Raw genomic sequence first — 12,220 nt, forward strand, 5'->3', positions numbered from 1 at the left:
TGTGATTCGGGTGGAGGGGACGGCGCCGTTGCCGTCTTCGACCCTATCGCCGCGGGCGGGAGCGGTGCCACACGACGACCGGCTCAGTCCCCGGATGCCGAGCCCGGGATGCCACGCACCCGGCGCCCTGCACACGCCCCGACGAGAGCGCCCCGGATGCCCCCGCGAGCGCACCCTCCGCGAGCGGGCGGTCGACCTCAGTCCCGACGCCACCGGCGCGCGCCACCCGCACCATCGACCACCCATCGCTGCTCCGGTCCTGTCGAGCCGGGGTCGGAGAACCAGAACGTCTCATCGGGACCCCACCCCGCCACGAGGGTCGCGCCGAGGTCACCGAGGTCGATGACCCGCCCCGCCGTGGCGAGATATCCGGCGACGCTCAGATGGACCCCCGACGCCTCGCGTGCCACCTCCGCCCAGTCGGGTTGCACCCACGCGCCCTCGCGCCCCGTCGTCCATCCCCATACGGTGCGGCGACTGGCGGTCAGGGGGAACGGGTGCCGCCGGCACAGCGCCGCCCACGCCTCAGGGCCGTCGATCTCGATGACCTCCCCCGCCGGCGCCGTCAGAGGCTGAACCCGGGCGGAGGTCCATCCGAAGGAATCCTCGACCAGCCTCAGGCCGACCGGTCCCGCGGCACCGCGCCTGCGCGTCGAGCGCGCGAGACCGACCGCGGGTGTCGACCACCACGAGCCCGACAACCGAGAGTCCCTGCTCTCCTGGGCGAAGCGGCGTTCCTCCGCCACTTGCGACTCGCGCCATCGCGCGACGATTCGCTCGGGAGCGTCCGTCGACGCCCGCTCGTCTTCCCAGAACACCCTCGCCTGCGCGTCTCGGGCGACCGGGCTCCCCCACCACCCGGTGTGCGGCGAGTCGACGATCGCGGCTGCCACCGGCGCGAGCACCGGCCGCAGCTCGGCGGTCGCCGCCAGGACGTCTTCGCCGTGCGGGGGCTGCCAGTAGGCGGCGCGGTCGACGGCGATCGCGAGCGTCTCGTCGAGGACCGCTTCGGTCAGGTCGGGGATCGCGACGCGTGACAGCGCAGCAGCGGCGTCGGCCGGCGACACATCCGGCTCGGTGAACGAGGCGGCGCCGTCGCCGAACGTGAGCACCGTTCCGGGGTTCTCCGCGAGGGCATGCGCAGCCCACGAGACCGCCCACGCGGCGTCCTGCACCTCGGGGTCCTCGGTCGACAGCAGCAGGATCTCGAGGCACAACCGGCGGCCGCGCGGCCCCGCGAGCAGGCCATCGGGGGTGAGGGACATGCCCCGACCCTAGCGTCGGCGTCGGACGCGCTCGGAGGTGCCAGGGCCGCGAGGACCTCGCAGACCTCGGTACGGACCCCCGCACACCGGGATCTTTCCCGACGTGTCCCTCAATGCGAGAACGCCCCGGAGCCGAGACCCCGGGGCGTTCGAGAAGCGATGGCTCAGGCCGCGCCGAGAGCCTGCCGCAGCAGGTGCATGAGCGCGGACAGCTGCACGGAGTCACTGGAGCCGGGCTCGATCGTCTGACCGTCGAGGGCGCGCTGGGCGAGCCCTTCCTTCGAGTCGATGAGCTCCGCGATCTTCGTGTCGATCGTGTGCGCGGCGATGATGCGCCACGCGGTCACGGGCTCCTCTTGACCGATGCGGTGCACGCGGTCGATCGCCTGCGTCTGCTCCGCGGCCGTCCACGACAGCTCCGCGAGTACGACGTTGGAGGCGGCCTGCATGTTGAGGCCGACACCGGCGGCGGTGAGCGAACACACGGCGATGCCCACGTCGGGGTCGCTGTTGAACGCATCGATCGCGGCCTGGCGCGCGATCGACGTCTGCTCTCCGCGCACCGAGACCGCCTTGAGCCCGGATGCCTTGAAGTGCGCCTCTGCGGCATCCATCACGTCGATGTGCTTGGCGAAGAACACCACCTTGCCGACCGAGCGCTGCAGCTGCACGGCGTAATCGGCGGCGAGATGAGCCTTGGCCTGGCCGATGCGGCGGACCATCATGAAGACGTTCTCGCTGCCCGAACCCGCGGCCTTCGACTCCTCGAGCTCGCCGTGGGCGACGAGACGCACGATGTCGTCGTCGATCTCTCCGGCGGCGAGACCGCGGTCGCCGCGCGCCTCGATGATGCGGCGGTACTTCGCCGCGAGTCGCGCTCCGAGCTCACGCTCGGCCTGGCGGATCGAGCGACCGTACTCGTCGTCGAGTTCGACGGGAAGGTCTGCCACGAGCTTGTCGGGAAGGTCGGCGGCGACGTCCGTCTTCTTGCGCCGCACGATGCCCATCGAGATGACCGCTTCGCGCGCCTCGGGGTAGAACGCCTTGTCCGCGGGCGTCAGGCCCGTGGCATCCAGTTTCTCCATCAACTCGGGGCCGGGCTTCTCGCCGTTGGTCCAGCCGAGGAACCGCCAGATCGCGTCGAAGTCCTCGACGTCGTTGATCAGCGGGGTACCCGTCAGCGCGAGCATGAGGGGGTCGCGCGTCTGCTGACGGACGCGGGATGCCAGCGCCAGCACGTTCTGCGAGCGCTGAGACGTCAGATTCTTGATGAAGTGCGCCTCGTCGACGACGACGCCCTTGAGCCCGATCGACGAGAGCCACGACAGGTGCCGGTCGAGGATCTCGTAGTTGACGATGAAGACGTCGGCGAACGCGTCGATGTCGGCGCCGCCGCCGGAGATCACGGTTGCGCGACGCTGCGGCGTCCAGCGTTGGACCTCACGGGCCCAGTTCATCTTGACGACGTTGGGGACGACGACCAGCAGGGGGTAGGCGTCGGCGACGCTCGCGGCGAGCACCGACTCCGCCGTCTTCCCGAGACCCGGCTCATCGGCCAGGAGGAACGAGCGATGCCCCTGGCGCACGGCCTCGAGGAAACGCGACTGGTGGGGCATGACCTCGAGCCCGCGCGGCGACAGCCGGTCGAACTCGGGGACGGGCGGAAGCTCCATGCTGGCGGCCGAGCCGCCGGCGCCCGTCTCGAACGCCTTGTACAGCGGCCCCATGAGCTCCCAGCCGTCGAGACGGCGGCGCGGGGCGTCGCCGGTCGTGCGCGGCGTGAGGTCGGGCGGGAGGAAGGGGTTCGCCATCTGGCGTGCCTCCATGGACGGCGGGATGACCTGCTTCTCTGCGAGCGCCGCCGACACGACGGGGGTGATCTGCGGGGCCGTGTCGGTGATGATGAGCTCGTCCGGCGGCAGTTCGGCACCGGACTCGAGCAGCCAGTCGCGGCGCATGCGCCGGGCGACCGGCGAGGTGGCCTGGTCGACCTCGAGCAGCTGGATCAGCGAGGTGTCGCGCGCGGCGGTCTTGGCGAGGATCGTCGCCACCCCGTCGAGCCTCTTGAGCAGCTCGGACCGCGCGGCGTCGGTGATCTCGGTGTCTGCTTTGACCCGCGCGCGCTCCTCGCGCACGAGGAACGCGATCACCTGGAACTTGACGCGATTGGTCGGTCCGAGCTTGCCCCGTTGGGCTTTGGCTTCGACCTCGCGCACCTTACGGGCGAGGATCGGGATGACGGGGGCTTCGTCGTCGCGTCGCGAGGACGTGGTCTTCCTGCGCCGCTGGCTCGAGCCTCGGGACGCGGTTGCCGTGGTCGGCATGCTCCTCCTGAGCGTGTCGTCCGGACGGTGTCCGGAACATCCGGCCGAAGCCGGTGGATCAGTGACCCCGGAGAACATCGCTCGGCACGCCGCCTGAGCGGCGGTACCGGCGACCCGCGACGCGTCTACGCCGGAACGGCTCGCGAGACAACGGGTGACGGGATCGCCACCATTCTAGCGCCCCGCGCGACGTCGTGTGCGAGGTGGGGAGAACTCTTCTCGCGAGCCGGGCGGAACGCGGCTCCCGGCGCCTCGGGGGCTGAGCAACGGGGGCGGGGAATGCCCGCCCCCGTTGCTCAACGCGAGCCCCGGGGCGATGAGTGGGTCACGCCGCGCGCCGAAGGCGCAGGCTGTTCAGCACCACGAACACGCTCGAGAACGCCATCGCGGCCCCCGCGATCATCGGGTTCAACAGGCCCAGCGCCGCGAGCGGCAGCGCCGCGACGTTGTAGGCGAACGCCCAGAACAGGTTCCCGCGGATGATGCGCATCGTCCGACGGCTCAACGCCACGGCGGTGACGATCCCGCGGGGGTCGTCACGCATCAGCGCGATGTCGCTCGCGTGAAGCGCGGCATCCGTTCCTCCGCCCATGGCGATCCCGAGATCCGCGGATGCCAGAGCGGCGGCGTCATTGACCCCGTCGCCGACCATGGCGACGGTGCGACCCTCGGCACGCAGCGCCGCGATCTCGTCGACCTTGCCCTCGGGGAGGACGCCCGCGCGCACCCGCTCGATGCCGAGCTCCGTCGCGACGGACCGCGCGATGCGCGGGTTGTCGCCGGTCAGGAGGACCGGCTCGAGACCCATCTCGCGAAGCCGCGCGACGGCTTCGGCGCTCTCGGGTCGCACGGTGTCGGCGATCTCGATCACCGCGCGGGCGCGCGGGGTGCCGTGCGCGTCGGCCCACCCCGCCACCACGACGGTGCCGCGCTCCTCGCCCGCATCGACGGCCACGGCCAGCTCGGGCGGCAGCGCGGCGCCCAGGTCGGCGATCCACGCGGGGCGCCCCGCGAACACACGGACACCGTCCACGACACCGATCACCCCGCGCCCCGGGATCGCCTGCACCTCGGAGGCGGTCGGTCCCTCCCCCGCTGCCGCGACGATCGCCGCGGCCACCGGGTGCTCCGAGCCACGCTCGACCGCGGCGACGCGAGCGAGCACGCTCGCGGGATCCTCTCCCGCGGCGGCGACGGTATCCGCGACGCTCATGCGGCCGCTGGTGAGGGTGCCGGTCTTGTCGAGAACGATCGTGTCGATGCGCTCCGCGGACTCGAGGGCTTCGGGTCCCGTGACGAGGACACCGAGCTGCGCTCCGCGACCGGTGCCGACGAGGATCGCGATGGGGGTCGCGAGCCCCAGGGCACACGGGCACGCGATGATGAGCACCGCGACGGCGGCGGTGAATCCGGCAGCGACGGGCTGACCGGCGACGATCCAGGCCACGAGCGTGAGCAGGGCGAGCACGATCACCACGGGTACGAACACTCCCGAGATGCGGTCCGCCAACCGTTGCACGCGACTCTTGCCCAGCTGGGCGTCTTCGACGAGTCGCGCGATGCGGGCGAGGCGCGTTTCCTCCCCGACGCCGGTCGCGCGGACGGTCAGGCGGCCGCCTGCGGCGATCGTGCCGCCGGTCACCGCCGAGCCCTCCGTCACATCGACGGGTACCGACTCGCCGGTGAGCATGCTCTCGTCGACGGACGCCCGCCCCTCCACGACCACCCCGTCGGTGGCGATGACGCTGCCCGGGCGCACGACGAACACGTCACCCACCGCGAGGTCGTCGATGGAGATCCGCCGCCCGTCGGCCAGTTCCGCGTCGCGGGCGCCCAGATCGAGCAGAGAGCGCAGAGCGGCGCCTGCGCGTCGAGTGGAGCGCTGCTCGATGAAGCGGCCGAGCAGCAGGAGCACCGTCACCGCGGCCGCGACCTCGAAATAGACCACGGCGCTCGCGTCGTGGACGGGGCCGAAGAGCATGACCTCGTGCCGGATGCCGATGCGCCCCGCGTTTCCGAAGAACAGCGCCCACACGCTCCAGAGATATGCGGCGAACGTGCCGAGCGTGATGAGGGTGTCCATGGTCGCAGCGCCGTGGCGGGCGTTCCGCAGTGTCGCGCGGTGGAACGGCCAGCCTCCCCACAGGATCACCGGCGTCGTGAGGACGAGGGATGCCCACTGCCACCCGGGGAACTGCCACGCGGGCACCATGCCGAGCGCGACCACCGGGATCGCGAGGGCAGCCGAGACGAGCAGGCGCGTCCGCAGCGAGGTCGCCCCGGGCGCGTCGGCGGTGTCGTGGACGTGGCCACCGTGGTCATGCGTGTCGGCCTCGGGGGCGTCTGCGACCGGGTGGGACGTCTGGGGGTGCGAGTCGAGTCCCCCGCCGGTGGTCGCGTCGATCGCGCCGCCCGGCGCCGGGACCGCGACGACGACAGGCTCCGCAGAGGCGACGGATGTCGGCGCATCGGCGAGGGCCGTGCGAGATCCCCCGCGCTCTCTCACGGTGGCGTCGTATCCCGCCGCGCGCACCGCATCGACGAGCGCCGCGGTGTCGAGTCCCGCCGGGTAACGCACGCGCGCCGTCTCGGTCGCGAGATTCACCGCGGCGGCAACGCCCTCGACGCGTCCGAGGCGCTTCTCGACACGGGCGACGCAGCTCGCGCAGGTCATGCCTTCGATGTCGAGGACCGCTTCGGCGACACCGTCGCCCGGCGCGCCCGCCTTGTTCGTCTCGTCCATGACTCCTCCTCGGGTTCTCCCCGACAGGAACAGCATACCCCCTGGGGGTATTCCGAAGACGGGGACGCAATCGGACGACCGCGCCCTGCGCGACCCTACGCTGGAGCAATGAGCGACACGATGACCCGCGAACAACGCGTGGTCCTGACGATCGCCGTCCTGGCATCCTTCGTCTCGTTCCTCGACGGGACGGTCGTCAACGTCGCGCTCCCGGCGATCGCGGCGGATCTGGGAGGCGGCCTCACCACGCAGCAATGGGTCGTGGACGCCTACCTCGTCACACTCGGCGCTTTCATCCTGGTCGCGGGTTCTTTCAGCGACGTCCTGGGCCGCGTGCTCGTCCTCCGGATCGGCCTGATCGGCTTCGGCCTGACCTCCGTCGCGATCGCCGCCGCGCCGACGGCGGAGTTCCTCATCGTCGCGCGAGCTCTGCAGGGTGTCGCGGGGGCGCTCCTCGTGCCCAGCTCGCTCGCCCTCATCACCTCGACGTTCCGCGGCCCGGCTCAGGCGCGGGCGATCGGGATCTGGACGGGAGCGACGACCATCGCGATGCTGGCCGGCCCGCTCGTGGGCGGTCTCTTCGTCGACACCCTATCGTGGCGCCTGGTGTTCCTCGTGAACGTCCTCCCGATCGCGGTGACCCTGTGGTTGTTGCTCCGCCTCGGCCACGCCGACCACCGCCGCGCGGGGGCGCGGGTCGACATCCTCGGCGCCGTGCTGTGCGCCACAGGGCTGGGCGGGATCGTCTTCGCGCTCATCGAGCAGCCCGGTCTCGGGTGGTCTTCGCCGGTGATCTGGATGCCGGGCGTGCTCGGCATCCTGTCGTTCGCGGGGTTCCTCGTGCGCCAGCGCCTCGCCCGGCAGCCGATGATGCCGCTGGGCCTGTTTCGCTCACGGAACTTCTGGGCGGGAAATCTCGCGACGGTGTTCGTCTATGCGGCCCTCTCGCTCAACGGGTTCGTCGTGAGCGTCTACCTGCAGCAGGGCGCGGGGCTGTCGGCGACGCTCGCGGGTCTCGCGTCGCTGCCGAGCACGGTCCTCATGATCCTGCTGAGTTCGCGCATGGGGGCCCTCGCCGGGCGGTGGGGTCCCCGGCTGTTCATGACCCTCGGCCCGCTCGTCATGGCCGGCGGCGCGCTGCTGCTGCTGCGGGTGAGTCCCGCGTTCGATTACTGGACGCAGGTCCTCCCCGGCATCGTCATCTTCGGTCTGGGCCTCACGGCGACGGTCTCACCCCTCACCGCGGCCGTGCTCGGCGCGATCGAGACCGAGCGATCGGGGATCGCCTCCGCGGTCAACAACGTGGTCTCCCGTGTCGCCGGACTCCTCGCCATCGCCGCCGTCTCCGCGGTGGTGGACGGATCGCTGGACCTCGACGGCTTCCACCGGGCCGCGATGTTCACCGCGGTGCTCATGGTGCTCGGGGGCGCGGCGTCGTTCCTCGGCATCCGGAACCACCTGTCGCGTCGCGATTGACGCTCACGCGCGACGGCACCCGGGCACCCGGCGCGAACAGAACGCGGCTCAGCGCAGGATCGCGCGCGTGCGCTCGACGTCGTCGGCCATCTGCACGAGCAGGGCGTCGATGCCGTCGAATGCCGTCATCTCGCGGACCCGCTCGACGAAGCGCAGCTCGACGTGGTGCCCATAGAGGTCGAGGTCGGTCTCGTCCAGCACGTAGGCCTCGACCTGACGGGCATGGACGTCGTCGAACGTCGGGTTCGTGCCGACGCTGATCGCGGCGGGGTAGCTGATGCGCCGGCCCCCCTCGACGTCGACCAGCCAGCCGGCGTACACACCGTCGGCAGGCACGAACCCTTCGAGGTCGTGCGAGAGGTTCGCCGTCGGGTATCCGAGCTCGCGTCCGCGCTTGAGTCCGTGCACGACCTCTCCCCACACGGAGGGTGCCCGGCCCAGGAGGCGTGCCGCGGTGGTCACATCCCCCGCGGACAGTGCCTCGCGAATCCACGTCGACGACACGCGGCGATCGGCGTGCACGGCGCGCACATCCTCCACGACGTCGACGCGGAAACCGTGCTCACCCCCCAGACGCTGGAGCAGCGCGGGGTCGCCGGCTCCCCCGGCTCCGAACCGGAAGTCGCTGCCCACGAGCACCGTCCGTGCGTGCAGCGCGTCGACGAGGAACCGGCGCACGAACTCCTCCGCCGGGAGCGTGGCGAGGGCCTCGTCGAAGGTCAGCAGCAGGGTGGCATCCACTCCCGCGCGCTCGAGCAGTTCGAGTTTCTGGTGCGGGCCGATGACGTCGGGCGGGCACCGGTCGGGCCGCAGCACGCTGAGCGGGTTGCGATCGAAGGTCACCGCGACGACCTTGGCACCGTCGGAGGCATCGACGCGCGCGCGGTCGATGACCGCACGGTGCCCCGTGTGCACACCGTCGAACTTGCCGATCGCGACGACCGACGGGCCGAAGCCCGCGGGCACCTCCGCGGCGTCGCGGAAGACGATCACGATGCCGCCCGGCGGTGGCGCACCAGCCACCAGAGCCCGAGGAAGGGCAGGACGAGCGGGATGAAGAGGTAGCCGTAGCCGTAGACCGACCAGACCGTCGGGTGCTGGAACAGCGCGGGGTCAACGAGGCTCAGGGTTCCGACGACGAGGACCCCGACGAGCTCGAACCCGATCGCGATCCACGCGATGCGGTACCAGGCCGGTCGCGCCGAGAAGACGAGGGCGAGGGTCGCGAGGATGTACACGACCGCGGCGAGCGCCGACAGCGAGTAGGCCAGCGGGGCGTCGTCGAACTCGCGGACGATCTGCACGAAGGAGCGGCCCGTGGCGGCGAGCGCCATGATGCCGTAGACGACGACGAGGACACGGCCGACGCCGGTCATCCCCCGGGTGCGGGTGGGAGTGGTGGATGCCATGACCTGTCGATTCTAGTTGGCCGGCGCCGTCACCGCGGGGCGTTCGCTCGCACGGCCGGGACGCGCGAGCGCCGTGCGTCACGGGAACAGGCCGCGGGACGAGAACAGGGCGTCACGGGCCGTATCGGCCTGTTCTCGACGCATCGCCTGTTCTCCTCACCGACCGAGCCCCGGCATCCGGAGTCGTCAGGCGATCTGCACCGTCCAGATCACGTGCATGCGCCACACCATCACGGCGACGGCGAGGGCGGCGACCCCCATGATGACGGTGCTCCAGCGGCTGCGCTCGATGAGCGCCCAGGCGACTCCCGCGACGGGCACGAGAGCGGCGGAGACGAGGTAGGTCCAGAACTCCAGCAGGCTCCCCGACGGCGGGTTGCCCGCGAAGGGCGCGATGACGGCGACGACGATCTGCACGATGAGCAGCAGCTCGATGAGGGCCAGCGAACCGACCGTCACATCTCCGGGGCGTCGACCGACGAGCCCCGCGACGATGGCGACGAGCCCTGCGAGCACGGCGAGGCCCACCTGCGCGAGTGTGAACCACAGGATCATCGGACGCCCTCCTCCGGCATGTTCATGACGCTCTTCAGCTGCGTTCCGCGCTTCTCGACGATGCCGACCAGTCGGCCGTCAGGATCGATCGCTGCGGCGACGGCCCCGGTCAAGCGCCCACCGCCGTCGATGCGCTTGCCGTGACGCAGGTCGCGCGCTTCGTCCTCGCCGACGGCGAGAGCGCCCACGACGACGGAGGCTGCGGTCGCCGGGTTCACGAGGCGCTCCTCGGCGATGTCGTCGACGGATGCCGCGGCGGCGACGTCGAAGGATCCGATCCGCGTGCGGCGGAGCATGGTCAGGTGCCCGCCCACGCCGAGGGTCCGGCCGAGGTCGCGCGCGAGCGCGCGGATGTAGGTTCCGCTGGTGCAGTCGACGACGACGTCGAGCTCGACGACTCCGTCGCCGCGGCGCGTGTCGCGAATGTCGAAACGCGACACGGTCACGCGCCGCGCCTTCAACTCGACCTCTTCGCCCGCGCGGGCGAGATCGTACGCGCGCCGCCCGGCGACCTTGATCGCCGACACCGTGCTCGGCACCTGCTCGATCTCGCCCGTGAGGTCGGCGACGCCCGCGGCGATGGCGTCGTCGGTGACGGCGGTGGCATCCGCCCTCGAGGTCTCGACCCCGTCGGCGTCGTCGCTGTCGGTGGCGACGCCGAGGAGGATCGTGGCCTCGTAGGTCTTGTCGGCACCGACGATGTAGGTCAGCAGCCGGGTCGCCCCCTCGACGCCGAGCACGAGCAGACCCGTGGCCATGGGATCGAGGGTGCCGGCGTGCCCGATCTTGCGGGTGCCGAGGGCGCGCCGCGCCCGCGAGACGACGTCATGGCTGGTGATGCCCCCGGGCTTGTCGACCAGGAGGATGCCGGCATGCACCATCAGCAGAAGTCCCCGAACACCTGCACGGGGTGGGCGGGGTCGGAGTTCTCGACGATGACGGAGGCGGCCGCTTTCGGCCGAGCCGTGGCGAGGTAGTGCTTCTCGGCATCCGGACGCTCGGGACGAGGCGCACCGAGCGGCGGGTTGCTCTCGAGCCAGACCGACCAGTTCCACAGACCGCGTCGCTCGGTGGTGTGCAGGAACCGGCCGTCGACGACGAGCACCGCGTCGCCTTCCCCCGCCCGGAACGGCGCGACGATGCTGTCGCGCACGTCGGTCCCGGCGTCGGCGACGCTCGCGCGCTGCACCGCCGTGCCGTCGCCCGCGAGCACCGCGGCGAAGCCGTCGGCGAAAGTCCGCGTGTTCTCGGCATCCAGCCCGTCGACGGCCACCACGACCCGGCCCGCGCGGGCGTTCTGCCGCATCAGGTCGCGGAGGCTCCGGTGCAGGGTCTCGACGGTGTTCTCGGGGGACATGCCTCCAGCCTACTTTCGCCGTCGCACCGGACCGCCCGAACCCCGCCCGCCCGTGCGAACCACCCGCGCGGACGACCGTAGGCTGGACGGATGCCAGGTCTCGCCGCCCCGCTCATCGCGTGGTACCGCGATGCGGCGCGCGACCTTCCCTGGCGGCGGGAGGGGTTCGGCGCCTGGGGCACACTCGTGAGCGAGTTCATGCTGCAGCAGACCCCGGTGACGCGCGTGATCCCGCATCTCGAGGCGTGGCTCGCGCGCTGGCCCACGCCGAGCGATCTCGCGGCGTCCCCCGCGGGAGACGCCGTGACGCAGTGGGCCAACCTCGGGTATCCGAGACGCGCCCTCTGGCTGCACCGGGCGGCGGTCGAGATCCGTGACCGGCACGAAGGCATCGTCCCGCGCGACGTCGACGCCCTTCTCGCGCTGACCGGCATCGGCGACTACACCGCGCGCGCCGTCGCGGTCTTCGCGTACGGGGATCGGCATCCTGTCGTCGACACGAACACCCGGCGCGTGCTCGCGCGCGCCGTGGAGGGAGTCGCCCAGCCGGGTCCTCCCCATCGGCGCGACCTGGAGCGGATGGATGCCGAGCTGCCCGACGAGATCGTCGCCTCGACGATCGTGAACGCCGCGGCCATGGAGCTCGGCGCGATCGTGTGCACGGCCCGGTCGCCGAAGTGCGAGATCTGTCCCCTCGCCGACTCGTGCGCGTGGCGTGCGGCCGGCTACCCCGCGTCGGAAGACCGCCGGCGACGCCAGGCGACCTATGAGGGCAGCGACCGCCAGGCGCGAGGGGTCGTCCTGAAGGCCCTGCGCGACGCGGCGCCCGCGGCCGTTCCCCTCTTCGCCGTCCTGCCCGACTGGCCGGACGCCGCACAGCGCGACCGCGCGATCGACTCGCTCATCGCCGACGGACTCGTCGAGGCCGAGGACGACGTGCTGCACCTCCCCCGCTGACGGCCCGCGCCGCGGCGATGGCCGCGTCGACGATCCGCGACGTCCGCGTGCGCGGCATGACACCGTGCCCTCCCGCGGAGTCCGAGGCCGACACGCGGCCCCGGCGGCCGGGGCGCGGCGTGTCGCACCCCGAC

General features: G+C 71.8%; 10 protein-coding genes. 2 read left to right on the plus strand and 8 right to left on the minus strand.

What is annotated here, in order from left to right; genetic code table 11:
* Window positions 1–197: 197 nt before the first annotated feature.
* The 3 genes from PIR02_19980 to PIR02_19990 form a co-directional block, all read right to left on the minus strand.
* Window positions 198–1,265 carry a hypothetical protein gene (locus tag PIR02_19980; protein WZH37000.1) on the minus strand — a complete coding sequence of 356 codons (1,068 nt, stop codon included), beginning with the start codon at window positions 1,263–1,265 and terminating at the stop codon, window positions 198–200.
* Window positions 1,266–1,429: 164 nt separating this feature from the next.
* A complete protein-coding gene (locus PIR02_19985; protein ID WZH37001.1) occupies window positions 1,430–3,589 on the minus strand; it encodes a DEAD/DEAH box helicase in 2,160 nt (719 codons plus the stop codon).
* A gap of 325 nt (window positions 3,590–3,914) precedes the next feature.
* Complete coding sequence (locus tag PIR02_19990) at window positions 3,915–6,332, minus strand: heavy metal translocating P-type ATPase (protein WZH37002.1); 2,418 nt, start codon at window positions 6,330–6,332, stop codon at window positions 3,915–3,917.
* A 108-nt stretch (window positions 6,333–6,440) separates the two neighbouring features.
* On the opposite strand from PIR02_19990, the gene PIR02_19995 reads away from it, so the two are divergent.
* Entirely contained in the window at window positions 6,441–7,808 is a 1,368-nt protein-coding gene (locus PIR02_19995; protein ID WZH37003.1) for an MFS transporter, read from the plus strand.
* Between the two features lie 48 nt (window positions 7,809–7,856).
* Here PIR02_19995 and PIR02_20000 read toward each other — a convergent pair whose 3' ends face one another.
* The 5 genes from PIR02_20000 to PIR02_20020 all read right to left on the minus strand — a co-directional run bounded on the left by PIR02_20000 (window position 7,857) and on the right by PIR02_20020 (window position 11,129).
* On the minus strand, window positions 7,857–8,801 hold the full coding sequence (locus PIR02_20000) for a bifunctional riboflavin kinase/FAD synthetase (GenBank protein ID WZH39053.1): 945 nt from the start codon (window positions 8,799–8,801) through the stop codon (window positions 7,857–7,859).
* Window positions 8,798–9,217 carry a hypothetical protein gene (locus PIR02_20005; GenBank protein ID WZH37004.1) on the minus strand — a complete coding sequence of 140 codons (420 nt, stop codon included), beginning with the start codon at window positions 9,215–9,217 and terminating at the stop codon, window positions 8,798–8,800. The genes PIR02_20000 and PIR02_20005 overlap by 4 nt, the downstream gene beginning before the upstream one ends.
* Before the next feature lie 186 nt (window positions 9,218–9,403).
* Complete coding sequence (locus PIR02_20010; protein WZH37005.1) at window positions 9,404–9,772, minus strand: hypothetical protein; 369 nt, start codon at window positions 9,770–9,772, stop codon at window positions 9,404–9,406.
* Window positions 9,769–10,653, minus strand: coding sequence for a tRNA pseudouridine(55) synthase TruB (gene truB, locus PIR02_20015; GenBank protein WZH37006.1), 885 nt, complete (start codon window positions 10,651–10,653; stop codon window positions 9,769–9,771). The genes PIR02_20010 and truB overlap by 4 nt, the downstream gene beginning before the upstream one ends.
* A complete protein-coding gene (locus PIR02_20020) occupies window positions 10,653–11,129 on the minus strand; it encodes a hypothetical protein (protein WZH37007.1) in 477 nt (158 codons plus the stop codon). The genes truB and PIR02_20020 overlap by 1 nt, the downstream gene beginning before the upstream one ends.
* Window positions 11,130–11,219: 90 nt before the next feature.
* Here PIR02_20020 and PIR02_20025 point away from each other — a divergent pair, with 90 nt between their 5' ends.
* Entirely contained in the window at window positions 11,220–12,086 is an 867-nt protein-coding gene (locus PIR02_20025; GenBank protein ID WZH37008.1) for an A/G-specific adenine glycosylase, read from the plus strand.
* Window positions 12,087–12,220: the final 134 nt, after the last annotated feature.

Origin of the sequence: Microbacterium enclense (genome assembly GCA_038182865.1) — a bacterium.
GTDB lineage: Bacteria > Actinomycetota > Actinomycetes > Actinomycetales > Microbacteriaceae > Microbacterium > Microbacterium enclense_B.